Annotated in this window: 17 protein-coding genes and 2 pseudogenes; 3 read left to right on the forward strand and 16 right to left on the reverse strand. The window is 72.2% G+C overall.

Features of this window, described 5'->3' with window-relative positions; all coding sequences use genetic code 11:
• Nucleotides 1–311 precede the first annotated feature (311 nt).
• Together NBZ85_RS01140 and NBZ85_RS01145 are read right to left on the reverse strand one after the other, a co-directional pair.
• Nucleotides 312–581 (reverse strand): NADPH-dependent FMN reductase, encoded by a 270-nt coding sequence (locus NBZ85_RS01140; RefSeq protein WP_261553884.1) that lies wholly within the window; start codon nt 579–581, stop codon nt 312–314.
• Nucleotides 582–627: 46 nt separating this feature from the next.
• Nucleotides 628–765 (reverse strand): annotated as a pseudogene (locus NBZ85_RS01145) (NADPH-dependent oxidoreductase); the annotation flags it as partial.
• A 459-nt stretch (nt 766–1,224) separates the two neighbouring features.
• On the opposite strand from NBZ85_RS01145, the gene NBZ85_RS01155 reads away from it, so the two are divergent.
• Nucleotides 1,225–2,124, forward strand: coding sequence for an urease accessory protein UreD (locus NBZ85_RS01155; RefSeq protein WP_261553882.1), 900 nt, complete (start codon nt 1,225–1,227; stop codon nt 2,122–2,124).
• Nucleotides 2,125–2,135: 11 nt separating this feature from the next.
• Here NBZ85_RS01155 and NBZ85_RS01160 read toward each other — a convergent pair whose 3' ends face one another.
• On the reverse strand, nt 2,136–3,590 hold the full coding sequence (locus NBZ85_RS01160) for a glycosyltransferase (RefSeq protein ID WP_261553871.1): 1,455 nt from the start codon (nt 3,588–3,590) through the stop codon (nt 2,136–2,138).
• 387 nt (nt 3,591–3,977) lie between these two features.
• Between NBZ85_RS01160 and NBZ85_RS01165 the strand changes: the two genes are divergently transcribed.
• Nucleotides 3,978–4,646: a TetR/AcrR family transcriptional regulator gene (locus NBZ85_RS01165; protein ID WP_251747401.1), complete on the forward strand. Its 669-nt coding sequence runs from the start codon at nt 3,978–3,980 to the stop codon at nt 4,644–4,646.
• A 118-nt stretch (nt 4,647–4,764) separates the two neighbouring features.
• Here NBZ85_RS01165 and hpnH read toward each other — a convergent pair whose 3' ends face one another.
• The 10 genes and pseudogenes from hpnH to NBZ85_RS33660 form a co-directional block, all read right to left on the reverse strand.
• Complete coding sequence (hpnH, locus tag NBZ85_RS01170; protein WP_136448269.1) at nt 4,765–5,769, reverse strand: adenosyl-hopene transferase HpnH; 1,005 nt, start codon at nt 5,767–5,769, stop codon at nt 4,765–4,767.
• 525 nt (nt 5,770–6,294) lie between these two features.
• The gene (gene ispH, locus NBZ85_RS01175) at nt 6,295–8,295 is read right to left on the reverse strand and encodes a 4-hydroxy-3-methylbut-2-enyl diphosphate reductase (protein WP_261553870.1); all 2,001 of its coding nucleotides are present in this window, start codon (nt 8,293–8,295) and stop codon (nt 6,295–6,297) included.
• Nucleotides 8,292–10,406 carry a squalene--hopene cyclase gene (shc, locus tag NBZ85_RS01180; RefSeq protein ID WP_261553869.1) on the reverse strand — a complete coding sequence of 705 codons (2,115 nt, stop codon included), beginning with the start codon at nt 10,404–10,406 and terminating at the stop codon, nt 8,292–8,294. Before shc ends, ispH begins: the two co-directional genes overlap by 4 nt.
• 205 nt (nt 10,407–10,611) lie before the next feature.
• Entirely contained in the window at nt 10,612–11,628 is a 1,017-nt protein-coding gene (locus tag NBZ85_RS01185; RefSeq protein ID WP_261561380.1) for a polyprenyl synthetase family protein, read from the reverse strand.
• A complete protein-coding gene (hpnE, locus tag NBZ85_RS01190; RefSeq protein WP_261553867.1) occupies nt 11,625–13,379 on the reverse strand; it encodes a hydroxysqualene dehydroxylase HpnE in 1,755 nt (584 codons plus the stop codon). The genes NBZ85_RS01185 and hpnE overlap by 4 nt, the downstream gene beginning before the upstream one ends.
• On the reverse strand, nt 13,376–14,287 hold the full coding sequence (gene hpnD, locus NBZ85_RS01195) for a presqualene diphosphate synthase HpnD (protein ID WP_261553866.1): 912 nt from the start codon (nt 14,285–14,287) through the stop codon (nt 13,376–13,378). Before hpnD ends, hpnE begins: the two co-directional genes overlap by 4 nt.
• Nucleotides 14,284–15,276: a squalene synthase HpnC gene (gene hpnC / locus NBZ85_RS01200; RefSeq protein WP_261553865.1), complete on the reverse strand. Its 993-nt coding sequence runs from the start codon at nt 15,274–15,276 to the stop codon at nt 14,284–14,286. Before hpnC ends, hpnD begins: the two co-directional genes overlap by 4 nt.
• 439 nt (nt 15,277–15,715) lie before the next feature.
• Complete coding sequence (locus tag NBZ85_RS01205) at nt 15,716–16,552, reverse strand: SDR family NAD(P)-dependent oxidoreductase (protein WP_163553074.1); 837 nt, start codon at nt 16,550–16,552, stop codon at nt 15,716–15,718.
• 1,045 nt (nt 16,553–17,597) lie between these two features.
• Nucleotides 17,598–18,461: a TetR/AcrR family transcriptional regulator gene (locus NBZ85_RS01210; RefSeq protein ID WP_372517648.1), complete on the reverse strand. Its 864-nt coding sequence runs from the start codon at nt 18,459–18,461 to the stop codon at nt 17,598–17,600.
• Nucleotides 18,462–18,590, reverse strand: a pseudogene (locus NBZ85_RS33660) (TetR family transcriptional regulator); the annotation flags it as partial. It lies immediately after the preceding gene.
• 159 nt (nt 18,591–18,749) lie between these two features.
• On the opposite strand from NBZ85_RS33660, the gene NBZ85_RS01215 reads away from it, so the two are divergent.
• Nucleotides 18,750–21,038 carry an MMPL family transporter gene (locus NBZ85_RS01215; RefSeq protein WP_261553863.1) on the forward strand — a complete coding sequence of 763 codons (2,289 nt, stop codon included), beginning with the start codon at nt 18,750–18,752 and terminating at the stop codon, nt 21,036–21,038.
• Between the two features lie 171 nt (nt 21,039–21,209).
• Here NBZ85_RS01215 and NBZ85_RS01220 read toward each other — a convergent pair whose 3' ends face one another.
• Genes NBZ85_RS01220 through NBZ85_RS01230 form a run of 3 tightly spaced genes read right to left on the reverse strand, consistent with a single transcriptional unit; the run spans nt 21,210 to nt 25,189 of the window.
• Nucleotides 21,210–22,592 (reverse strand): aspartate aminotransferase family protein, encoded by a 1,383-nt coding sequence (locus tag NBZ85_RS01220; protein WP_261553862.1) that lies wholly within the window; start codon nt 22,590–22,592, stop codon nt 21,210–21,212.
• Between the two features lie 4 nt (nt 22,593–22,596).
• On the reverse strand, nt 22,597–23,694 hold the full coding sequence (locus NBZ85_RS01225) for a TIGR03842 family LLM class F420-dependent oxidoreductase (protein ID WP_261561382.1): 1,098 nt from the start codon (nt 23,692–23,694) through the stop codon (nt 22,597–22,599).
• A 4-nt stretch (nt 23,695–23,698) separates the two neighbouring features.
• Nucleotides 23,699–25,189 (reverse strand): CoA-acylating methylmalonate-semialdehyde dehydrogenase, encoded by a 1,491-nt coding sequence (locus tag NBZ85_RS01230; protein WP_261553860.1) that lies wholly within the window; start codon nt 25,187–25,189, stop codon nt 23,699–23,701.
• Nucleotides 25,190–25,194 lie beyond the last annotated feature (5 nt).

Raw genomic sequence — 25,194 nt, forward strand, 5'->3', positions numbered from 1 at the left:
TGCTGACCGCCAGGTGGCCGGGCGTGGTGGTGAGCCGGTGCCGAGGCCCGGGCCGGCACTGGGACTGTAGGCGGGGCGGACGTGTGTGACGCGGTTGTGCGCCCGGGACGGGCTCCATCGTGTTCGCGCCCTGATCACGCCGCAGCCGCGCGGCGCCCCGGAGCAACAACTCCGTTCGCTCTGGAGCGCATCAGCATGGAGACCGAGGAATCGCCCTTCGGCTCAGGCTCCGACGATCGCGGTGTTCCACGCAACCGCCCATGCATCCGAGTGCATCCCGGTCCGGGGCCATCCGACCCGGAATCGGCTCATCACCCGTCCGGGATGTCGAGCTGGTCCAGCAGGGTGGCGGCGGCATCAGCGGGGCCGTCGGGATCGCGCAGGGCGCCGTCGGGGGTGAACAGCTTGTAGTACCGCGGGAAGGAGACGTGATCACGCATCGTAGAGGCGTGCAGCTCGGCGAAGACCTGCCGCAGGTACTTGATCGCGGGTAGGCTGCCGCTCGCGCCGCTGTAGCCGACGAAGCCGACGAAGCCGACGAAGCCGATCACCTTGGCCTGCCACTCCGGGTAGCCAGTCAATGGCGGTCTTGAGCGATGCCGGGAAGCTGCGGTTGTAGTCGGAGGTCACGACGACGATGGCGCCGGCGGTGCCGATCCGCCGGGTCGGTCCGGCCATGGCGACCGGGCGTGGCAGGTCGGGGGCGAAGGCCGGCGGGATGGCCGGCATCACCGTCGGCAATGGGAAGTTCGCCAGGTCGAGCACGTCGACGGTGAGCCCGCCGTGCCGCTCGGCTTGAGGGTGGGCCAGACCGGCCGCAGGGTGGTGGGGGCAAGGGCCATGATCCGAGCGAGGCGGGCTGCTACGGTCCCCGCGTGGGCGACACCGAGCTGGGCCTGTTCCTCCGGGTCCGCTTCGCCCCCACCGACGTGGGGCTGCCCAGCGGACCCTGCCGGCGTGCGCGTGGCCTGTGCCGCTCGGAGGTCGCCGCGCTCACCGGGGTGAGCGTCGAGTACATGACCTGGGTGGAGCAGGGCCGCGATCAGGCAGGGCCCGTTCCGGGCGGATTCCTACATGGCGGCCCTCGCCGACAAGTTCGAACGACTCGATCTGCCGGCCGACGACGAACAGCGCTTCGTCGTCCTGCTGCCGGCCGACGAGGCCACTGCGGCTGCGCTCGACCGGCTCACCGGTCGACATCCGGTCGCGAGGAGACGACATCCGATGCCCACGACCGCCGACGCCTCATCGCGGCCCGCCACCCCCCGAACGGACCGTACGACTGTTCGGGCGTACGCCGCCGTCCGGGTCGAGCGGGGCCCGCACGGCGCGCCCCGGCTCGCCGAGCTGCGCTCCGACGTGCCGGTCGTCCTGCGCCTGACCGGTGTGACGCCCGGCCGGACCGGGGCGAGCACGGACACCAATTCGCTACCGACGGTGACGGTCCATCTGGTCAACGGGGCTGCCGGCCCACTGGCCGGAGACGATCTTCGACTGGACGTCTCCGTCGGCGGTGGGGTGCGCCTGGTCCTGCGCTCCGTGGCCGCGACCGTCGCGCTGCCGGGCCACGGCCCCGGACCGTCCCGCCTGGTCGTCGACGCGGAGGTGGCCGACGGCGGCGAGCTCGACTTCGGCCCGGAACCGACCGTGGTCGCCGACGGAGCCGACCATCGGATGATGACCGAAGTCCGGCTGGCGGCGACGGCCAGGCTGCGGCTGCGCGAGGAGATTCTGCTCGGCCGGTTCGGCGAGCCCCCCGGGTCCATCCTCAGCACGCTGCGCGTCGACGTGGCGCGTGCCGACGACCCCGGCGTCGTCGGCGCCGCCCGAACGGACGGTGCGCCGTCCGGCTGGACGCCCCTGCTGCGCCAGGAGCTGCTGCTCGGGCCGAGCGTGCCGGGGCTGCAGGGTCCCGCCCAGCTGGGCGGTGCCCGCGCGGTCGGCTCGCTGCTCGTCGCGGGGCCCGAATGGGCCGGACCCGGCCCGGAGCCCACCGTCGCCGCGGGGGTCAGCCGGCTGCCCCTGACCGGTCCGGGCTATCTGGTCTCGGCGTTAGCCGACGATGCGGTCACCCTGCGCCGCCGGCTGACGGCCGCGTTGGTCCCGCCGGCTGAGGACCCGTGACCCTCCGGCGGTCAGCCTCCGGCGCCGGGCTGACGGTCGTCCGCCCGGACATGGGCCTGGGTCCCGCCGGGCGCGGGCACTCCGTGCGTGGCGTCCCCGCGCCACGGCTCGTCGGACCGTCCGAGCGTGGAGCTGGGCTGGGGGAAGCCATCGTTCCATGGGTCGCGGGGCGGCTCGACGGCACCGGCCGGTGCCGGGATCGTCCGCACGGCGGGAGAGGTCCCGACGGTCAGCGGATCGGCCCCAGTCCCAGCCGCAACCCCAGCGGCCGCGTCCGTGGGCTGCCGGTCGGCGGACGGCGTGCCGTGATCGTCGTAGGTGCGTCCCTTCCAGGCGGCGCCGCGACCGGCCCGCTTGAGCCGCGCCGAGTCCAGCGTCATCCCGAGGTAGAGCACGGCGACGCCGGGGAGCAGCAGGGCGGCGGGAAGCGGCTGGCGGTAGTACCGGATCATCGGAAGGTAGGAGAGCGTCATGATCACCCAGGCGACCGCACCGACGACCGCGGTCGTGAGATCGCCGGCCACGATGCCCGCGATGGTGGCGGCCACCGGGACGACGAAGACCAGGGCCATCCCGAGCACGGTGCCGAGCAGCAGCAGCGGCGAGTGCCGAAGCTGGGCGTAGGCGCTGCGGGACACCATCTTCCACAGGTCCGCCAGCCGCGGGTACGGCCGCCGGCTGTGGACCTGCTCGGCGAGCCCCAGCCAGGTCCGTCCACCGGAGCGCTTGATGATTCGGGCGATCGCGACGTCGTCGATGACCGCCCCGCGCACCTCGGCCAGTCCACCGGCCGCCAGCAGGGCCTCGCGGCGCACCAGCGAGCAGCCCCCGGCCGCCGCCGCCACCCGCGAATTCGGACGGTTCGACCACCGGAACGGATACAGCATCGCGAAGAAGTAGACGAACGCCGGCACGATGACCCGCTCCCACGCGGTGTCGGCCCGCAGCACGGCCATCTGCGAGACCATGTCCAGCCCCTGCGAGCGCGCGGAGGCGATGAGGCTGGTCAGCGAGCCGGGGTCATGCGCGATGTCGGCGTCGGTGAGGAGCAGAAACTCGGCATCGCCGGCGCAGTCGATGCCACGCCGCAGGGCCCACAGCTTGCCGGTCCAGCCGGGCGGGGGCTCCGTGGAGGCGGTGACCGCGGCGGTGACGCCCGTGTGCCCCTTGCGGGCGGCCTCCTCCGCCAGCGCTCGGGCGACCTCCGTGGTCCCGTCGGTGGAACCGTCGTCGACGAGGATCAGGCGTACCGGACCGGGATAGTCCTGGGCGAGCAGGGTCGGCAGCGTCACGGGCAGCACGTCGGCCTCGTCCCGGGCCGGGATGATGATCGCCACGCTGGGCCAGGACGGCGGTGCCTGCCGGGCGGGGAGGCGCTGATCGGTGCGCCAGAAGAAGCCATGGCCGACGGCCAGGTACAGCCAGGCGAGCAAGGAGGCGAGGGCTATCCACTGCAGCACAGTCACAGAGAGTGATGCTGCCACGGGCAGCGAACAGCTGTCAGACGAGCACGGTAATTGTGTGTTAAGAACTTTCCGTCCGCTGTAGACCTGCCGCGGTCCTGGTGGCCTCGCCCCCGCCGACGCCCTCCGGCCGCACCGCCCGACAGGGCCGCTGAGCAGGGGCGATGCACGGTCGAGGACGGGCGGACGGCGCACCGCGGACGAAATCGGCCGGCCCACCGACCATCCCGACGGACCCTCCTCGATCGGACCGTGTCGGGCAGGGGTTAATACTGCGGTGCCATCGCATCGTCCTGTGTGCACCCCCACCGAACGGGCTGCGGCCGCCCTCACCGATCCCAGCCCCGGCAGAGCCACCTCGGAAGGCACCGACTGCACCATAATCAGGGGGTGACCAGAAGCCGTCGTACCGAGCAGACGGCTGACACCCGTCAGGCCCTGATCTCGGCAGCCCGCCGCCGGTTCGCCGAGCAGGGCTTCGCCGCCACGGGAACCGAGGAGATCGTCGCCGACGCCCAGGTCACCCGAGGCGCGTTGTACCACCACTTCCGCGACAAGGCCGAGCTGTTCCGTACCGTGATGGAACAGGTCGCCACCGAGGTGGCCGAGCAGCTCGTCGCGGGTGAGCTCGCGCGCGACGCGGAGCTGCCCAGCGACGCCTGGACGCAGCTGCGACAGGGGTTCCAGTCCCTGCTCGACATCTCCACCGCGGACAGCGACTTCCAGCGCATCGTGCTGATCGACGGTCCCGCCGTCCTCGGCAACCAGGCCTGGGACGCCCTCGTCGAACGGCACGGCTACCGGCTGCTGTCCGAGTGGTTGGAACGGGCGATGGCCGAGGAGCGCATCGATCCGCTCCCGGTCGGCCCGCTGACCAGGCTGGTCGCGGCCCTGCTGTCGGAGGCGAGCATCTACACGGCGGGCGCGGCCGATCCGGACACCGCCCGGATCGAGATCGGCATCGTGCTCGACCGGCTGCTGCGCGGCCTGGGCCGAGGCGGCGACCTGGCCGAGCAGCCCCCGGTCAGCGTCGACAGCGGCTCCGGCCGTACCCCCTAGCCGCTCTCCCGCCACCGCCCATCCCAACCACGAACGCCGCCCCGACCATGGACCGGTCGGGGCGGCGTTCGTGGTGTCGGCCGGACGGTGGCGGGAGAGCCGCCACCGGGTCAGACCGTCAGACCTGGCGGACGGCGCGGATGGACTCCTTGAGCGAACCCATCGTCGCCAGCACAGCCGAGGTCTCGTAGCCGCAGTGCGCCATGCAGTTCGCGCAGCGCGGGTCCTTGCCGCGACCGTAGGAGTCCCAGTCGGTGGTCTCGACGAGCTCCTTGTAGGAGGAGACGTACCCGTCGCTCATCAGGTAGCAGGGCTTCTGCCAGCCGAACAGCGAGTAGCTCGGGATGCCCCAGGCGGTGCAGTCGAGCTCCTTCTTCCCCTCGAGGAAGTCCAGGAAGATCGGCGAGTGGTTGAGCCGGAACCGCTTGCGCCGGCCCTCCGCGAACACCTTCCCGAACATCTCTCGGGTCTCCTGGACCGCGAGGAAGTGCTCCTGGTCCGGAGCCTTCTCGTACGCGTAGCCAGGCGAGAGCTGGATCTGGTCGACCTTGAGGTCGTCGTTGAGGAAGGTCAGGATGTCGATGACGTCCTGCGGGCTGTCGTTGTTGAAGAACGTGGAGTTGGTGCCGACCCGGAAGCCGGCGGCCTTCGCCGCGTGGAAGGCCCGCACGCACTCGTCGAACGTGCCCTCCTTCTCCACCACCGCGTCGTGCCGCTCGCGCAGCCCGTCGATGTGCAGGACGAAGGTGAAGTAGGGCGACGGCGTGAAGTTCTTGAGCTTCTTCTGCAGCAGCAGGCCGTTCGTGCACAGGATCACGAACTTCTTGCGCTTGACCAGCTCGTTCACGATCTCGTGGATCTGCGGGTGCATGAGCGGCTCACCGCCCGCGATCGCGACGACCGGAGCGCCACACTCCTTGACCGCGGCGAGCGCGTCCTCGGGGCTCATCCGCTGCTTCAGCACGGACGCCGGGTGCTGGATCTTCCCACAACCCGTGCAGGACAGGTTGCAGGCAAACAGTGGCTCCAGCTCCAGCACGAGCGGGAAGTGCTTGCGGCGCCGCAGCTTCTGCTTCGCCAGGTAGGTACCGATACGGAGCTGGTACCGCCACTCGACCGCCACGGTGTAGTTCCCCTCTCCTCAAATCATCGGTGGATGACCGATGATCGCTGCACTGACCATACAGCCTGTACGTACAGCCTGCATGTGGATCGAGCGATGAACTGTCGCACAGCGGTGTCCCGTAGCCGACCGGCTCATCCGAGCAATGGGTCGCGGACCGTATCCGGCCAGGTCAGGGCAATATTCGACGGTCAAGTGGCGCCGATTTCGGCGTCCGCCGGCCTCGCATCGTCAACCTTCGACGAAGCGTCGGAGGTGCCGGGAGGACGTCCATCCCGGCCGAAACTTCCGCGGGACGGACGACGGGGCGCCGGCGACGACACCTCATTATCACGCAGCGTTACACACCTCGGGACTGTCCGCGACCGGAGCGGTCGGCGGCGAGGATCAGACCGCGCGGAACCTCGACCGGCCGGACGCCGAACAGCCGGGAGACGGGCGGCGCCAGGGTCAGGCACGTAACCGCTGGCCGCGGTTTCGGCCGCGGCCAGCGGTTACGGCCCACCGACGCCGCGGCGGGACGGACTAGGAACGTGCGTCCGACCCAGCCGATGTGGCCGGGGTGGCCGATGTGGCCGGAGCGGCCGGGGTGGCGCCTGCCCGGCGAAGCTCCTTGGGCAGGTGGAAGGCGACCGTCTCGGTGCCGACGGACCGGGTGGTCACATCCGTCGTGCCGAGGCCGGACAACGCCGCGGTCAGTTCCTCCACCAGCGACGGCGGGGCCGAGGCGCCGGCCGAGATGCCGACCGTCTCCACCCCGTCCAGCCAGGCCAGCTTCACGTCGCCGACGTTCTCCACGAGGTGGGAGGCCACCCCGTCACGCCGGCTGACCTCCACCAGCCGCACCGAGTTGGCGCTGTTGGCCGACCCGACGACGAGGACGAGCTGGGCCTCCTGCGCGACCTTGCGCACCGCGTTCTGCCGGTTGGAGGTGGCGTAGCAGATGTCGGCGGATCCGGGGCCGACGATCGCGGGAAAGCGCTCCTTGAGCGCGTCGACGACCTCCTCGGCCTCGTCCATCGCCAGCGTGGTCTGCATGAGGTAGGTGACCCGCTCGGGGTCGGGGACATCGAGGGAGTCGACCTCGTCGGGCGACTGCACCAGCTGGATGCGCTCGGGTGCCTCGCCCAGCGTGCCGTCGACCTCCTCGTGACCGGAGTGGCCGATGAGCAGCACGGTGTCGCCACGCGAGGTGAACCGGCGTGCCTCGGCGTGGACCTTCTCCACCAGGGGGCAGGTCGCGTCGATGACGGAGAGCCTGCGCCCGTCGGCCTGGTTCCACACCGCCGGGGCCACCCCGTGCGCGGAGAACACCACGGTCGCGTCGGCGGGCACCTCGTCGAGCTCCTCGACAAAGACAGCCCCACGGGCGGCGAGATCGGCCACCACATGGGAGTTGTGCACGATCTGCTTGCGGACGTAGACCGGCGCACCGTGGATCTCCAGGGCGCGCTCGACGACCTCGATGGCACGCTCGACTCCGGCGCAGAACGCCCGCGGCTCGGCGAGCAGCACGGTACGCCGGCCCACCGCCGCCGCCCAGGCGCCGATCGGCAGGCCCAGCCGGCGCATCGTGCGCAGGCCCAGCACGCCGCGGCGGACCAGGTCGAGGCGACCCAGCGGCTCGTCGGCGGTGTCGACGATGACCCGGACCGCGGCGAAGGGGACGTCCCCGACCCCCGCGGCGATCGAGGCGCTCTCCATGTCCACCGCGATGGCGCCGGTGGCGGCGAGCCGGGTGCGCTCGTCGCCGGTGGCGACCTTGGCCACGGTGACGATCGGGCCGACATGCACGGTCAGGCCGAGCCGGCGCAGGTCACCGGCCAGCAGCGGGGCGGAGGCACAGCGGGCCGCGACGGACCCGTCGGCGGCTCGGACCTCGCTGGCGACGACGATGTCCCCGGGCTTGATCCCGGGGGCGAGGCCGCCGGACAGGCCCACGATCGCGACGGCGTCGGGGCGCGCCTGTCGAACCACCCGGGCGGCCCGGGCGGCCTTGTCGGGGCCCATCCCGGTGCGCACCATGACCGTGTTCGAGGGCAGGCCGGAACGACCGGCCGCCATGGCCTCGAAGCGCAGCGCCGTCGCGACCACGAGCCGGGCACGGCGCCGCGGGCTGACCACCGCCGCGGCCGGCTCGGCGGGCCGCGGCGGAGCCTGCACCCCGCCGGCCGGCGCCGCGGCGGGCGAACCCACCGCGGCCAGGCCGACGACCGGCGCCATCGTCGCGGTCGCGACGCCCGCTGCGCCGCCGGCGACGCCCGCCGAGCCGCCGACGCCCGCCGAGCCGGCGAGGGCCCCCGGGGCGGCGAGGGACAGCGCCGCCGGGGCGGTGCCCGCGGCCGCGGCCACCGACGCGCCCGGCCGGCGCGCCGCGGCAGACGAGGGAACCGACGGCGACGCCGGGTCCTGGGCGGGGATCACGGCGGGTCCCCCCGCCGCGGCCGCCGGGGCCGTGCGGTCGGCGGGGGTCACGACAGCGTCGGGAGCGTTCCCGTCGCCGCCCGGGGATGCGGAGGTGCTCATGGTGTGGCCACCCCGGTGAGACTCACGTACCGGCCGAGCGCGGTCAGCGGGAAGACCAGCCGGTACAGGTGGTAGTTCAGGGAGAAGTCGCCGGGGAAACCAGTGCCGGTGAAGTAGGGCTCGTCCCAGGTGCCGTCCGGCCGCTGGGTCTGGCACAACCAGCGCACCCCGCGCTTCACGGCCAGGCTGTGCGGGTCCACCGCCAGCAGCGCGAGCAGCGCCCACGCCGTCTGTGACGCGGTGAGCTCGCCCCGGCCGATCCAGGCGGGGTCGGTGTAGGAGCGCAGGTCCTCGCCCCAGCCACCCTCGGGCGACTGGTGCTCGAGCAGCCACCGCACCGCGGCGGTGATCGCCGGGTGGTCGGTGGGCACCCCGGCGCCGATCAGCGCCGGCACGACCGCCCCGGTGCCGTAGAGGTGGTTGACGCCCCACCGGCCGAACCAGGACCCGCCCGGCTCCTGGTCGTCCAGCAGCCACTGCACCGCCCGCTGGGTGATCGGGTGGTCGGAGCGGCCGAGGTCGGCCAGCATCTCCACGATGTGCGCGGTGACGTCCGCCGACGGCGGGTCGACCACCTCGCCGAAGTCGCAGAACGGGATCTTCGTGGTGAGCGTCCGGACGTTGTCGGCGTCGAAGGCGCCCCAGGCGCCGTTCGACGAGCGCATTCCGACACTCCAGTCGACCCCGCGGGCCGCCGCCGCGCGCATCGCCGCGGCCAGCCGCGGGTCCGCGTCCTCGACGGTGTTCACCGCGGGGGCGCCAGCGCGGCTCTGACGGGCCGACGGCGGGATGACGTGCCCCGCACCGAGCAGCCGCCGCAGTGCCAGCACCACCTCGGCGGTGTCGTCGACGTCCGGGTAGAAGTCGTTGTCGAACTCGAACGCCCAGCCGCCGGGGGCGAGCTCGGGGCGGCGTACCGCCCAGTCACCGGCGACCCGGACCTCCTCGTCGACCAGCCACCGGCCGGCCTTGACCATCGCCGGGTGGTCGCCGGGGACACCGGCGTCGGCCAGCGCGACGACCGCGAGCGCGGTGTCCCAGACCGGCGACTGGCAGGCCTCGATCTGGCGGGTCGGGCCCGCCGGGGTGTCCCGGCGGATCACGTACCGCTCCATCCCGCGGAAGGCGGTGGCGATCACCGGGTGGTTCAGCGGGTACCCCATCAGGTGCAGCGCCATGACGGAGTAGACCCAGGGCGGCTGGATACCGCCCCAGCACCCGTCGGCCTCCTGCCGGGCGACGACCCATTCGGTGGCGCGGCGCAGCGCCAGCGTGCGCAGCAGCTTGATCGGCCGTCGCTCGTAGCGGTGCAGCAGCTTGTCGAGCCGCTCGAAGGCGCCCTCCCAGCTGCGCAGCGGGGCCGGCTTGCGCACGGCCGCGGGCACCTTGAGCTCGTCGATGTCGAAGCCGAGGTCCCGCGTCGGCCGCAGCGAGCCGACGATCGTCAGCGCGACGATCGTCTGGCGTGCCCAGCAGGCGAAGTCGTAGACGTTCAGCGGCACCCAGGACGGTAGGAAGATCAGCTCCGGCGGGATGACCGGCACGTCGTCCCACGACCACTGGCCGAGCGCCGCCAGCCAGATCCGGGTGAACACCCGGGAGGCGGCCACCCCGCCCTGGGTCCGCACGAGCTCCGCGGCCAGGGCCATGTGCGGGGCGTCGACCGCGTCGCCGGCGAGGCGCAGTGCGATGTACGCCTCGATGGTGGTGGACAGGTCGGCCGGGCCGCCGTAGAAAGTGGGCCAGCCGCCGCCGGAGAGCTGCTGGGAACGGATCCAGCGGGCGGTCTGCTCGGTTTCGTCGTCTCCGCGGATGCCGAGGAACTGCTTCATGAACAGATCCTCGGCATCCATCGTGACGTTCGTCTCGAGGTCGCCCTTCCACCACCCTTCATCCGACTGCAGCGCGAGGAGATGATCCCGCGCGCGCGCCGCGGCGACGTCCGCGCTGATCGGCGCGGCCGCCTGCGGCCTGCCGGCACCGCCGGGCAGCGGCGGTGAGGACCGGGAGATCCCGTAGGCGTCGGCCGTGGCGGGCACCGGGATGGTGGGCCGCTTCGGGCTCTTCTCGGCAGTCGGAGCAGCCGGGGACGGGTCCGAGGTCAGGCTCATCGACGACTCCCCTCGTCGTACGTACGATGGTCAAGCTGACGATCATCAGGCTGATCGCCGGTTCGCCCGGCAGTGCGGCCCGGTGGGTCCGCCCGCCGGTCGAGCCGTGGCGGGGCGCCGCCCGGCCTCCCGGCATCACCCCGGTCTGGAACGGGGCGGCGGGTGGACCAGGCGGTATGGGCGCCTGCGCTCACCTGCGGCCTCCTCAGCGATCGCGCTCGGTCACGAAGCGGGCGAGGGCGAGCAGCTCCGCCTCGACCGTGGCCGGCATCGACAGTGAGCGCAGCACGTTCTCGCAGGCCTTGAGCTGCCGGTCGGCCTCGGCGGTGGTCCAGTCCCGCCCGCCCGCCTGTTCGATCAGTTCGGCGATGTGGGCGAGTTCGGCTTCGCTCGACTCCCCGGTGCCGACGAGGAAGGCGCGTAGTTCGTCGGCGGCTCTGCCGCCGGCCTCCAGCGCGACCACCACCGGCACGGACTTCTTGCGGGAACGCAGGTCCGACAGCACCGGCTTGCCGGTGACCGACGGGTCGCCCCAGATACCGAGCAGGTCGTCGATGAGCTGGAAGGCCGTGCCGAGCCGAGAGCCGTACTCGGCGAGCGCATCGACCATCTCGTCCCCGGCGCCGGCAAGCACGGCGCCAAGCGACGCCGAGCAGGCCAGCAGCGCGCCGGTCTTGCCGTCCTCCATCCGCAGCGTGTCGGCCACGGTGACGTCGGAGCGGCTCTCGAACATCAGGTCCTCGGCCTGGCCGCGGACCAGGTCCTGCACGCCGGCGCCGAGGATCAGCGCCGCGCGTCGGGCGGCCTCCCCCTCGACCTCCAGCAGGACCTGGGTGGCGAGACCCAGCAGGGCGTCACCCGCCAGGATCGCGCCGTCGGCGCCGAAGACCGTCCAGGCCGTGGGCCGGTGGCGGCGTTCGGTGTCGCCGTCCATCAGGTCGTCGTGCAGCAGCGAGAAGTCGTGCACGAGCTCGACGGCGACCGCGGCCGGCAGGCCGACCTCCGCCGACGCACCGGCTGCCTCGGCGGACAGCAGCGCCAACGCCGGGCGGACGAGCTTGCCGCCGCCACCGGGTAGCGGTTCGCCGGCGGCGTCCACCCAGCCGCGGTGGTAGGCGACGACGTGGCGAAGGCGCGGGTGCAGGCGGTCCACCACGGCGCGCAGCGCCGGCACGGTGAGGGCCCGCCCCCGCTCGATCGCATCCGGAACCGTCATGGTCATACCGGGAATCCCCCTGTGGATGAGTGCCCTGGCTGGCCGGTGGGCACCGGCCCGGTGACCGCCTTGGTTGCGGCGGTCACCGTGTTCTCCCCCCGTGGATCCGGAGAATCCGACGAATCCGATGCATTCGGTGCAACCGCTTGATCCAGCAAAAGCGAGGTGGTTGATGAGTGGGTGGTATGCGTGCTCAGCGCCTCCTCGGCGCTCTGCCGCGGAAGGGCCCGAGCCGGTGCCGGTGATCGCCCGGCAGCCTTTCGAGCTCCCTCGGCGGACCCGGCCAGCCCGTTGACGACGACCCCCATACCGGCCAGGCTCTCACGGGTTGCAGCGAGTCCGCTACGCACAGCGGATTCCATGGTCGCCGGCCAACCGGTGTCGGTCCACGTGCCGGCCAAGGCAAAGCCGGGCAGTCCGGTCGACGTACCCGGGCGCAATGCGAGCGAACCGGGAGCCTGCCGGAAGGTGGCTGTGCGCTCCCGGGTCACGAAGACCTCGAGCGGCGCGGCCGCGCGGGCGGCCGGGAACAGCCGGGCCATCTCGTCGACGAACAGGGTGCGTAGCTCGTTCGCCGACCGGTCGATCCACGGCTCGGCCGCCGACTGGGACAGCGCCAGGTACTGGGCACCGGGCGGGCCGGAGGCGGCGAGGCCGGACGAGATGGTGCGATCGAAGATCCACTGAATCGGTGAATCGACGACGGCCAGGAACGGCCCCTCGATCACCTGCCGTGGATAGATCATGTGCACGTTGATGATCGGCGAGTCGCCGAGCTCGCGCAGCCGCGCGGGCTGCGGGCCGGCGCCGGCCGGCAGCAGGTCCGCCGCTGCCGGCGGCGGCACCGCGAGGACCACGGCGTCGGCGCGCAGCCTGCCCGCGGCGTCGGTGCCGGGTACCGTCTCACCGCGGTTGGTGCCACCCGCGGTGACGGCCAGCTCCCAGCCGCCGCCCGCGGCGGTGATGGAACGGACCTTGGCCCCGAGATGCACGTCGGCGCCGGCCGCGGCCAGGGCGGCCATCGCCGCGTCGCCGTGCAGCCGGGCCAGCGGGACCTCCGCCCAGCCGAGGTCGCCGGCGTCGGCGCCGTCCAGCAGGCCCGTGCGCACGACCTTCGCCGCCAGGCCCAGCGAGGCCTCGGCGGCCGGCGCGTTCAGCGTGGCCACGGTGAGCAGCTCCCACAGCGCCTTCGTCGCCGCCGGGCCCTGGCCGTGGCTGGTCAGCCAGGCGCCGAACGACCGCTCGTCCACCGCCGCGGAGCGCTGGTCGAGGCGGCCGAGCTGGAAGGCCGCGAGCCCGGCGCGCAGCCGCTCGGCGAACGGCAGCGCCCGGTAACCCAGCAGTGCCGGGGCGAGGTGCAACGGCGCGGGCAGGCGGACGCTGGTGCGCCGCAGCCGGGTCCGGGTGAGCGAGTCACCGAGCAGTACCGGGACGTCGAGGCGGGGCTGCAGCGTGGTCAGGTGCTCCACCCCGAGACGCGCCAGCAGCCCGCGGTAGGCGGTGCAGCAGCGCATGAACACGTGCTGACCGGTGTCGATCCACAGGTCGTTGCGCCGGAACGAGGTCGTCTGGCCGCCCAGGCGCGGCCGGGCCTCCAACAGCGTCACCCGCGCGCCGCTGTCCACGGCGAGCAGGGCCGCGGCCATCCCGGCGAGGCCGCCGCCGACGACAACCAGGTGCGGTGGGGAGTCATCCCGGCTCGCCGCCGCACCGGCCGCTTCGGCCCCGGCGGCCACGTCACTCGTTCCAGCAGTCATGCGGCGCTCGTCTCCGGCCGCCCGGCGAGGCTGCGAGCGGCGACAACCGCCTTCTGCCAGCCCGGCAGCGCAAGTCGGCGGTCCAGCACGGCGGCCGGATCGTTCTTGATCCGCCGGTTGAGCCGCAGGTAGATGCCGGCCATAGCGCCACAACAGGCAGCGCTTCGCCGGTCCAACAGGTCGAGCAGGACCATTCCCCGCTCGTACCAGTCCTCGGCGCGCTGCGCCGAGGACCGTAGGTAGCCCAGCAGCGCCGTGGGTGGGCCGCCGAGGCGGCCGCTGGCATCCACGACAAGCTCGATCCCGGCGGCCTTGAGCTCCTGCGCCGGCAGGTAGATACGCCCGCCGAGCAGGTCCTCGCGGACATCGCGCAGGATGTTCGTCTGCTGCAGCGCCACGCCGAGGGCGTCGGCGATGGCCGGGGCGGAGCGGTCGGAAGCCGCCTGCTCGGTGCCGAAGATGCCCAGCGAGAGCCGGCCGATCGTGCCGGCGACGAGCCGGCAGTAGCCGACCATGTCGTCGAACGTGTCGTAGGTGGTGCCGTGCACGTCACTCTCGACGCCGTCGGCGAGTTCGATGAACGCCTCCAGCGGGATCGGGAAGCGCCGGGCGGCGTCGTCGAGGGCGACGTACATCGGGTCGGAGCTGCCCGCGCCCAGGTTGTTGACCTCCGCTCGGACCTGGGCCAGCCCGGCGAGCTTCTCCTCGGGCGGCAGGTCCCCGTCACCGATGTCGTCCAGGTGGCGGGCCAGCGCGTAGACGGCGCTGAGTGCGCCCCGTTTCTCCGGGGGCAGCAGGCGGATGCCGTAGGAGAAGTTGCGCGCCGCCTCCTTCGTCAACGCCTCGCAGGCGGCGTACGCCTCGGCGACGGTCGGTCGGCTCACCGGGTTCGGCACCGGGCTGGTCATCGGTCCTCCTCCGAGGCTCGCCGGGCCGCGACGCCGGTCGCGCTGGTCGCGGTCGCGACCGCCGCAGCGGTGCGGGCCGCAGCCGGCGCTCCCGGGGCCGCCGACTGGGCCAGCGCCACCAGGGCGAAGCGGGCCATCCGTGGCTTGGGGGCCTTCGGCGGGCCGCCGAGCACGTCGTAATCGGCGCGACGGATCGCGTCGAACGCCGCGCGGCCACCGCCGACGAAGCCGGCCAACGCCAGCTTCAGCCGACCCGACACCGTCGCGATCAGCGGAGCACCCTGGTCCATGACGGTGCGGGCCCGGCTGACCTCGAAGGCCATCAGGTGACGCACCGCGGGGCTCGCCACCCGCGCCCGCAGGTCGTCCTCGGTCACCCCGAAGGTGTCGAGATCCTCCTGCGGCAGGTAGATGCGCCCGGCGGCGAGATCCTCGGCGACGTCCTGCCAGTGCTCGGCCAGCTGCAGCGCGGTGCACACGCGGTCGGAGAGCACGACCCGGTCGGGGGTCGCCAGTCCGTACACGCCGAGCACCATCCGGCCGACCGGATCGGCCGACAGGGTGCAGTAGCGGACCAGGTCGTCGAACGTCTCGTAACGGGTGACCCGCTGGTCCTGGCGGTTGGCCTCGACGAGCCGCTCGAAGGGCTCGGCGGGCAGGTCGCAGGCGTGCACCGTGCGCGCGACCAGGCGCAGGACGGGCAGCTCCGGCTCACCGCCGGCCCAGATCACCGACAGATCCTCGGAGAGGCGGTCGAGCAGGGCGAGCCGATCGCCCGCGGCCTCGTCGCCGATGTTGTCGACGAACCGGCTGAAGGCGTACACCGCGTTGAAGTGGGCGCGCACGGCCGCGGGCAGGACGATCGGCGAGACCGGGAAATTCTCCGCCGGCGCAGCGCGCAGCAGGTGTTCGGGGGGAGTGGACAGGCCCGTCGCGCCCGACGGCGCAGGCGTGCGTGGTGGGCCGGTTGGGGCGTCGATGGCGGTCATACGCCTCTCCTTCGATGACGGTCTGCACTCCGGGCGCGGCGTGCCGGGCTGGGGTCCCCGCGGATGCCCCGGCCGGCGCCGGAACCCGGCCGGCGCCGGGAACGTGGACGGCGCCGAGGTTCGGCGGGTTCTGCGCTGGCGACGACCCGGTCCGCCGACGGGACCAGGGCGCCCGATCGCACCGGATGGTCATGGGCGCGTCTCACGCGGACCTGCTCGGCAGGTCCAGGCGGACCGGCTTGTGCGACCGGTCCTGGCAGGCGCGCCGTGCCGCCACCCGGGTTGCGGGGGGCGTGGGGCCGACGGCGCCGTGCACCCCCGGCCCCACCCCGGCGCGTCTGCCACCGACGGCCCGAAGGCCGCCGGGGCTGTGGTCGGTGTCACTCACCCCCAATTGGCGGCGACACAGGCCAGCCGGCAGGACGCTCCCAGCGCCGGATCATCCGAAGACACCCGCCAGCTTGCGGTACAGCGACGGCACCGCGCCATGGACCCGTACCGCTCCGAGTAGCCAACCAGGCACCCAGACCTCCGCGCTGCCCCGTCCCGCTCCCGCCAGCATGCGCTCGGCGACCAGCGCGGCCGGGATCGGCCGCGGCCATCGCCGCACATATGGTGCGCCGCGGCGGTGGAAGAACGGGGTGTCGACGACGCCAGGTAAACACAAGGTCACCGTGATGCCGCGTCCGGCGACTTCGGCCCGCAACGCGTCGGCGAAGCCGACCATCGCCGCCTTCGTCGCAGAGTAGGCCACCTCGCCGCGCACGCCGAGCGCACCGGCGATGCTGCCGACGATCAGGATCCGCCCCTGCCCACGATCCAGCATGGCCGGCAGCATGGCCCGAACCAGCGCCATCGGCGACAGGACGTTGACCGCGATGAGTTCCGCGATCGCCTCCGGCGACATCATGTCGTACGGGCCCGCGGCGCCGAGCCCGGCGGAGCACACCAGCAGGTCCACATCGCCGAGCAGTTCACTGGCCCGGGAGGCGACCGCCACCTCCGAGCCGGCGACCGACAGGTCGACGGAGATGCGGTGCCCCTCCGTGGCGGCGGCGACCTCGTCCAATGCCACGCCGTTGCGGCCGACCAGCAGCGAGCGGCAGCCACCGGCGGCCAGCAGCAGGGCGGTTTCCCGGCCGATGCCACTGGAGGCGCCGGTCACGACGGCCGTTCGAGGTGGCCAGGTGGCGGGGGTTGTACCCGTTCGCGCGGTCCGGTTGGTGAGGACGGTCAACCCTCCCTCACGGAAAGCAGGCCGGGACCGTGTGCTCATGACACACCACTTCCGGTCGTTCCTTTCACGCAGCTCTCCCCCGCGGGCACTGGTTGCACGTCACCTAACTACTTTCCCCACTCATCTCGCCCCGCGTCGCGAGGTGGCCCGACCGAGCATGATCGGCATGGTCCGATGGCACGAGCTCTGCCGTCGGACCACCGCATCGACCACACTCGATGGCCATGCCGATCCGGACAGCTACTGCTTCCCAAGCGTCGGGCTCCAGGACCCCGGGCGCGTGAGCGCCACCGGGTCCACGACTCCCACCATTTCACCGCCCCGCCGCCGGATCGTCCATGGTCAGATGGGCGACATCGGGCGGGCGGATCACCTGCGCGGCTCCGGACTCCCTATCACACTCCCTCTGTCGTGACCGCCCCCGCTATCGGGGCTGCCCCGCTATCACGACCGCGGGTGCGGCCCGATTTGACGGTCGTGCGACGGATTCGGGATCTTCTCCTGGGACGCGTGAACTACTTCACCCGGCCGGCCGGGTATTGGGGTGATTTCCCACCGCATTGCCTACGCCGGATTTACCCGGCGACGACCCGCCACTGTCACCACGACCTCACAACTGACGAGCACGGATCTGCCACCTCTGGTGTCAGTACCCTGCCGTCAGTCCGATCCGGTCGCCACCGGAGCCACCCGATCGGTGCGCAGGTTCATCGGTGGATCGTTCCCGCGCCGGATCGAGCCGAGCTGTGACGTAGGCCGGACAGGCTGGTGGGGCATCGTCCGAGCACTGATCCATCCTCCACACGACGACCACCCTACCGCCTCCGACAAACGTGATCGAAAGCAGCATTTCTCCGAACCTAATGGACGGGCCACCGGGCGTGGATATCACCCGCAGCGGTGACCTCCGACACATTGGTCCCGAAGATGCATCGCGAGAGGTCCGACAGTGGTCGCGACCACGACGACGTTGGCACGTTCGGTGGTCGCCGGGGGTGCCGACTACCCCAATCGGACACTCGGCCGAAACAATCGATCACCCGAGCAAATGCGGTTCAATCTGCCCACGCATCCAACGGATGGACTACCCCGGGTGGATACCCGGGCGGATTTGGCCCACCGATCCCGGTGATCCCGCCGTCACGCCCGAGGGAAGCGCCGCCGAGGAAGAAACCGATGGCGCGGGCAGTGCCGCGGGTGTTGCGGATTCCACGCACGATCCGGTGGCCGCGGCGAGCCGGGCGCCCTCGCCCGTGGCCGAGCGGCAAGCCGATCCCGGCGACCGGAGCGCCGGATCCTCGGCGCCAAGCGCGGCGAACGTGGCGGCCACGATCTCGCGCCGCTCGGCGGCGGAGACCAGCGGAGGCATCCCCTGCGGCAGCCGAGCGACAGCGGTACGCAGCGCCGCCGTGCAGAGTTGCTCCCCATGGCCGGGCACACCGGGTAGGCCGGACCCACCGAACACGGCCGGCGCCTCACCGAGGATCACTTCGGCCCCGGCCTCATCCTCGGCCTGGGCACCCTGAGCCTGGGCACCCTCGGCCTGGAGCTGAGCCTCCTCGGCCTGGAGCTGGGCCTGGCCGCGCTCGAACGCCATCCCGAGAATCCCCGAGCGCAACGCGCCGAGCGCGCAGTGCGCCCGCAACAGCCGGAGGTCCGACGGTTCCGGGCCGGCGAGCGCCCGGACCAGGGCCTGCTGCAGGGAGACCATGTCACTCTTGCCGATCTTACGGTGGATCACCGAGGGATCGTTGACGAAGGCGAGCAGCACGCCGCCGGGACCGGCCATGACGTCGACCAGCCGCTCCACCAGGAGCAGTGCGCTCGGCGGCGGGGACTGTCGGACCAGCTCGACCAGCCGGCCCAGCTCGGAGACGAACGGCTCCAACAGCGCGTCGAGGATCGTCTCCTTCGACGAGAAGTGATAATAGAGTGCTGCCTTCGTCACGCCGAGCCGCTCGGAGATATCCCTCACAGACGTGCCGGCATACCCTTGCTCTGCAAAGAGGCTGATCGCGGCGGCGAGGATGCGCGACCTGGTGTCGCACGCCGACCCGGGTGATGTTGGCTCGGCCATGGCAGCCCTACACCCCTCCGATCGAGTCCGCGCCGAATGTTACCCTCAACCTTACCTACTAAACGACCGGTAAGTTTCCAGGTAGCGGGGCACCACTGCTGCAGATCAAGACGTCGCAGGTGGCGACACCGACCGATCATCAACGTTCGAGGGGAAACCGTGGCATCGCTCGCCCGTTGGTGCTTCAGGCACCGCCGGCTCGTACTGCTCCTATGGATCGTCGCGATTGTCGGCCTGGGGGGGATCAGCCAGGCAGCCGGAAGCGACTACAAGGACGCCTTCTCCCTGCCCGGCACCGACTCACAAAAAGCGATCGACCTGCTGCAGCGTGACTTTCCGGCGGCTTCGGGAGACAGCGCCACCATCGTGCTGCACAGCAAGAACGGCACCGCCATCACCGACCCGGCCCTGCGCACGCCGGCGACGGAGATGCTCACCAAGCTGGCCAAGGTCCCGCACGTCACGGACGTCGGCAGCCCCTACGGCCCGCGCGGGGCCGCGCAGATCAGCAAGGACGGACTGACCGCCTTCGCCACGGTCGACTTCGACCTGCAGGGCATCGACCTGTCCAAGGACGACATCCAGCAGCTCGTCGACACCGCTCGCGGCTACGGCTCGAACACGCTGCAGGTCGAGGCCACCGGCCAGGTCGTGTCGATCATCGAGCAGGCGAAGCAGAGCTACAGCGAGCTCATCGGCATCGTCGCCGCGGCGATCATCCTGTTCCTCGCCTTCGGCTCGCTGCTGGCCGTGACCCTGCCGCTGATCACCGCCATCGTCGCGCTCGGCGTCGGCAGCCTGCTGATCATCCTGCTCTCGCACGTGCTCACCATCGCCGAGTTCAGCCCGGTCCTGGCGACCCTGATCGGCCTCGGCGTCGGGATCGACTACGCGCTGTTCATCGTCAACCGGCACCGCATCGGCCTGCGGGCCGGCAAGTCGCCCGAGCAGGCCGCGGTCACCGCGGTGAACACCTCGGGGCGCGCCGTGCTGTTCGCCGGCATCACGGTCTGCATCGCGCTGCTCGGCATGTTCGCCCTCGGGGTGAGCTTCCTGTACGGCGTGGCGATCTCGGCGGCCGTGGCCGTGGCGATGACCATGGCGGCGGCCGTCACGCTGCTGCCCGCCCTGCTGGGCTTCTACGGCATGCGGGTGCTCAGCAAGCGCGATCGGCGCAAGCTCGCCGACACCGGCCCGGAGCACGAGAACGTCGCGGGCTTCTGGTGGCGCTGGGCCAAGGGCATCGAGCGCCGGCCCCGACGGTTCGCCGTCATCAGCGGGGTGGTGATCCTCGTCATCGCGATCCCGTTCTTCTCGCTGCGACTCGGCTCGTCCGACCTCGGCAACGGCGACTCGGCCAAGACCACCAAGCGCGGGTACGACCTGCTCGCCGACGGCTTCGGCCCCGGCTTCAACGGCCCGTTCACAATCGTCGCGGAGATCAAGTCGCCGCAGGACACCGCCAACCTGAACGCCGTGGTGAAGGCGGCCCGCGCCACCCCGGGCGTCGCGTCGGTGTCGGAACCGCGGCCGAGCCCGAACGGCCAGGCGTCGATCGTCTCCCTGTATCCGACGACCAGCCCCCAGGACGAGGCCACCTCGAAGCTGCTGAACAAGCTGCGCGACGACGTCGTCCCGCAGGCCAACCAGTCGGGTACCGGGATCTACGTCGGCGGCATCACGGCCATCTTCGAGGACTTCTCCAGCACCCTGTCGAGCAAGCTGCCGCTGTTCATCGGCATCGTGGTCGTGCTCGCCTTCCTGCTGCTGGTGGCGGTCTTCCGAAGCCTGCTGGTGCCACTGACCGCGTCCGTGATGAACCTGCTCGCCGTCGGCGCGGCCTTCGGCGTCGTCGTCGCGGTGTTCCAGTGGGGCTGGGGGGAGTCACTGTTCAGCATCAGTGGCGGCCCGGTCGAGGCGTTCATCCCGGTCATCCTGTTCGCGATCCTGTTCGGCCTGTCCATGGACTACGAGGTGTTCCTGGTCAGCCGGATGCACGAGGAGTGGACCGCCCGGCGGGACAACCGGCTGGCCGTCTCGCTCGGCCAGGCCGAGACCGGCCGGGTCATCTCCGCCGCCGGCGCCATCATGACCCTGGTGTTCGCCTCGTTCATCCTCGGTGACGAACGCGTGATCAAGCTGATGGGCCTCGGGCTCGCGAGCGCAATCGTGATCGACGCGTTCATCATCCGGACCGTCCTCGTGCCCTCGCTCATGCACATCTTCGGCAAGGCGAACTGGTGGGTGCCTGCCTGGCTCGACCGGATCCTCCCGCGGATCTCGGTCGAGTCCGCCGACGACATCGAGGAGCTCCAGCGCGTCCCGCTGCCCGCGGACGCGCTGTCCACGGCCGGCCAGCCGGTCGGCACCGGCGGTCATGTCCGCCCGGTCCCCGGCCAGCCGTCGCGGGAGGAGGACAGCCCCCGCGCGGGGGAACCCACCCGCTGAACGACCCGCCGGGGACGCCCCAGGCAGCGGGCGTCCCCCACGCGGACAGACGTCCTCACGCGGACCGATGTCCTCACGCGGACCGATGAACCGAAGCCCCGACAGGCACGTGTCTGCCGGGGCTTCGGCGCGTGCGGGGGGTGCGGCGCGTGCGGGAGCGAGGGGAGGCGGTCAGCCCGTGGTGAAGCCGTCGGCGACCGTCAGCGCCTCGTCGAGGATCGCGAGACCGGTCCGCGCATCCGCCTCGGAGATGGTGCACGGCGGGACCACGTGCACCCGGTTGAAGTGGGTGAACGGCCACAGGCCGCGCTCGCGGCAGGCCGCGGCGACCGCACCCATCGGGGCCGCGGCCGGGCCGGCGGCGTTGAACGGCACGAGCGGCTCACGGGTGGCGCCGTCGCGGACCAGCTCCACCGCCCAGAACACGCCGAGCCCGCGGACCTCGCCGACCGACGGATGGTCGGCCGCCAGCTTCGCCAGCTCCGGCCCGATCACCTCGGTGCCGAGCATCCGCGCGTGGCCGAGGATCCCCTCCTCCTCGAACGCCTCGATCGAGGCGACCGCAGCGGCGCAGCCCAGCAGGTGCCCGGAGTAGGTCAGCCCACCCGGGTAGGGGCGCTCGGCGAAGGCGTCGGCGAGATGCGGGGCGAGGATCACCCCACCGAGCGGGACATACCCGGAGTTCACGCCCTTGGCGAAGCAGATCAGATCCGGGACGACCCCCCAGTGGTCGACGGCGAACCACTCGCCGCACCGGCCGAAGCCGGACATCACCTCGTCGGCGATGAAGACGATGCCGTGGGTGTCGCACAGCTCACGCACCCCGGCGAGGTACCCCGGCGGCGGTACCAGGATCCCGTTGGTGCCGACGACCGGCTCGACGATGATCGCCGCGATCGCCGCCGGACCCTCCAGCGCGATCACCTCCGCGAGATGGGCGAGCCCGCGGCGGGACTCCTGCTCGGCATCGACAGCGTGGAACGGCGAGCGGTACAGGTAGGGCCCGAAGAAGTGCACAACGCCGGGGATCCCCGGCTCGCTGGGCCAGCGCCGCGGCTCCCCGGTCAGGGTGATCGAGCCGCCGGTCGCGCCGTGGTACGAGCGGTAGGCGGCGAGAATCTTGTGGCGGCCGGTGGCGAGCCGGGCGATGCGCACCGCGTTCTCGGTGGCCTCGGCCCCGCCGTTGGTGAAGAAGACGCGGTCGAGGTCGCCCGGCGCGCGCTCGGCGATGAGCCGCGCGGCGCGGGAACGCACCTCGTGGGCGTGGAACGGCGCGACGGTCGTCAGCGCGCGGGCCTGGGCCGCGATCGCCTCGACCACCGCCGGATGCTGATGACCGATGTTGGCGTTGACGAGTTGCGAGGAGAAGTCCAGGTAGCGCCGGCCGGACTCGTCCCAGAACCAGCTCCCCTCGGCGCCGGCGACCACCACTGGGTCGAGGGCCGCCTGGGCCGACCAGGAGTGGAACACGTGCCGACGATCGTCGAGGTACGCCTCGCTGCGGCCGGCGACGCCGGCGGTGGCGGTGGCGGAGGTGGCGGAAGTGGTCGTCATGGGGTCAGGGTCCTCTCCTCGTCGCCGACGGCGCCGAGGTCGCCGGGGCGGGCGCGACGGGGGGCTGCGTGCCGGCGGTGGTGGCGCGGACCGTGCCGGCGACGGCGGGAATCACCGTCTCGCCGTAGGCCTCGAGGGTCGCGAACTTGGCGTCGTGTTGCAGGTAGACGGCGAACTGGTCGACGCCGAGCTCGGCGAGCTGCGTCAGCCGCTCGACGTGCGCCTCGGGCGGGCCGAGCAGGCAGAACCGGTCGACGATCTCGTCGGGGACGAACGTGGTGTGGGCGTTGCCGGCCCGGCCGTGCTCGTTGTAGTCGTAGCCCGTGCGGCCGGCGATGTAGCTGGTCAGCGCGGTGGGCACGGGGCCGTCCGCGCCGTAGCGGGCGACGAGGTCGGCGACGTGGTTACCGACCATCCCGCCGAACCAGCGACACTGGTCGCGCTGGTGGGCCAGCGACAGCGGGTCGACTCCGCCCACGTAGGCGGGGGCGGCCACGCAGAACTTCACCGCCGCCGGGTCCCGGCCGGCCCGCTCGGCCGCGCGGCGCACCGCCCGGATGGTCCAGGCGGCGATGTCCGGGTCGGCGAGCTGGAGGATGAACCCGTCGCCGATCTCCCCGGCCAGTGCCAGCGCCTTCGGCCCGTAGGCGGCGACCCAGATGTCGAGTCGGCTCGCCGTGCCCCACGGGAAGCGCACGGCGCTGCCGCCGACCTGCGCGCTGCGCCCGTTCGCGAGCTCGCGCACGACCTCGATGCACTCCCGCAGGGTGGCCAGGGACGTGGGCTTGCCGTTGAGTACCCGCACGGCCGAGTCGCCCCGGCCGATCCCACAGATCGTCCGGTTGCCGAACATCTCGTTGAGGGTGGCGAACAGCGAAGCCGTGACCGTCCAGTCGCGGGTCGCCGGGTTGGTCACCATCGGTCCGACCAGCACCTTGCGGGTCGCGGCGAGGATCTGGCTGTAGATGACGAACGGCTCCTCCCACAGCAGGTGGGAGTCGAAGGTCCACACGTGGCTGAAGCCCAGGTTCTCCGCCTGCCGGGCGAGGTCGATCACCCGGGCGGCGGGCGGGTTCGTCTGCAGCACCACTCCGATGTCCACCGCGTCACCGCGTCCGGGGGAAGCCGAGGTCGACCGAGCTCGTCGCCGGGTCGGGCCAGCGGGACGTGACGACCTTGGTCCGGGTATAGAAGCGGATCCCGTCCGGGCCGTACATGTGCAGGTCGCCGAACAGCGAACCCTTCCAGCCGCCAAAGCTGTAGTAGGCGACCGGCACGGGGATCGGCACGTTGACGCCGACCATCCCCGCCTGCACCTCGGTGGTGAACCGCCGGGCGGCCCCGCCGTCGCGGGTGAAGATCGCCGCACCGTTGCCGTACGGGTTGTCCTCGATCAGCCGCAGCGCCTCGTCGTAGGTGGCGACCCGCACGACGGCGAGCACCGGGCCGAAGATCTCGTCGGTGTAGACGGCGCTGGTGGGCCGCACGTGGTCGACGAGGCTCGGGCCGAGAAAGAAGCCGGGACCGCTGGTGGCGGGATCGGCGCGGCCGTCGACGACTACGCTCGCCCCCTGCGCGGTGGCGAGGTCGAGGTAGCCGGCGACCCGGCCCCGGTGCGCCGCGGTGATCAGCGGCCCCATCTCGCTGGCGTCATCGTACCCGGGCCCCACCCGGATGCCGCGGACCCGCGTGGCGATCGCCTCGACCAGCGGATCCGCGACCTCGCCGACCGCGACGACCACCGACACCGCCATGCAGCGCTCGCCGGCCGAGCCGTAGGCGGCGGAGACCGCGGCGTCCGCCGCGGCGGCGATCTCCGCGTCGGGCAGGACCACCAGGTGATTCTTCGCCCCGCCGAGGGCCTGCACCCGTTTGCCGGCCGCGGTGGCGCGTTCGTAGACGTAACGGGCGATCGGGGTGGAGCCGACGAAGCTCACCGCGGCGACGTCGGGATGGTCGAGCAGGGCGTCGACGGCGACCTTGTCGCCCTGCACCACGTTGAGCACGCCGGCCGGCAGCCCGGCGCGTCCCAGCAGCTCGGCGAGGAACAGCGCCGGGGACGGGTCGCGCTCGCTGGGCTTGAGCACGAACGCGTTGCCGCAGACCAGCGCGTTCGCCAGCATCCACAGCGGCACCATCGCCGGGAAGTTGAACGGGGTGATGCCGGCGACGACGCCGAGCGGCTGGCGCACCTCGTGGACGTCGACACCGGCGGACACCTGCTCCGAGTAGCCGCCGCGCAGCAGATGCGGGGCACCGCAGGCGAACTCGACGTTCTCCAGGCCACGGGCGATCTCGCCGAGCGCATCGTCGAGGGTCTTGCCGTGTTCTGCGGTCAGCAGCCGGGCGACCTCCTTGCGACCGGCGTCGAGCAGGTCGCGGAAGCGGAACATCACCTCGGCCCGGCGGCCGAGCGGCGCCGCCCGCCAGCCCGGGGCCGCCGCGCGGGCGGCGCCGACCGCGGCGCGCACCTGTTCGGGCGAGGCGAGCGCGACGCGGGCCTGCTGCTCGCCCGTCGCCGGGTTCCACACCGGGGCGAAGCGGCCGGCCACGTCCACCACCTCGGCCCCGCCGATCAGATGGCCGATCGTCCTCATCGCCG

The organism is Frankia tisae (genome assembly GCF_025403405.1).
Taxonomy (GTDB): Bacteria; Actinomycetota; Actinomycetes; order Frankiales; family Frankiaceae; genus Frankia; species Frankia tisai.

Coding starts and splice junctions, on each gene's coding strand:
- NBZ85_RS01155 (WP_261553882.1), top strand. CDS start 1,225: ATGCCCACGACCGCCGACGCCTCATCGCGGCCCGCCACCCCCCGAACG.
- ispH (WP_261553870.1), bottom strand. CDS start 8,295: ATGAGCACCTCCGCATCCCCGGGCGGCGACGGGAACGCTCCCGACGCT.
- shc (WP_261553869.1), bottom strand. CDS start 10,406: ATGAGCCTGACCTCGGACCCGTCCCCGGCTGCTCCGACTGCCGAGAAG.
- NBZ85_RS01185 (WP_261561380.1), bottom strand. CDS start 11,628: ATGACCATGACGGTTCCGGATGCGATCGAGCGGGGGCGGGCCCTCACC.
- hpnE (WP_261553867.1), bottom strand. CDS start 13,379: ATGACTGCTGGAACGAGTGACGTGGCCGCCGGGGCCGAAGCGGCCGGT.
- hpnD (WP_261553866.1), bottom strand. CDS start 14,287: ATGACCAGCCCGGTGCCGAACCCGGTGAGCCGACCGACCGTCGCCGAG.
- hpnC (WP_261553865.1), bottom strand. CDS start 15,276: ATGACCGCCATCGACGCCCCAACCGGCCCACCACGCACGCCTGCGCCG.
- NBZ85_RS01205 (WP_163553074.1), bottom strand. CDS start 16,552: ATGAGCACACGGTCCCGGCCTGCTTTCCGTGAGGGAGGGTTGACCGTC.
- NBZ85_RS01220 (WP_261553862.1), bottom strand. CDS start 22,592: ATGACGACCACTTCCGCCACCTCCGCCACCGCCACCGCCGGCGTCGCC.
- NBZ85_RS01230 (WP_261553860.1), bottom strand. CDS start 25,189: ATGAGGACGATCGGCCATCTGATCGGCGGGGCCGAGGTGGTGGACGTG.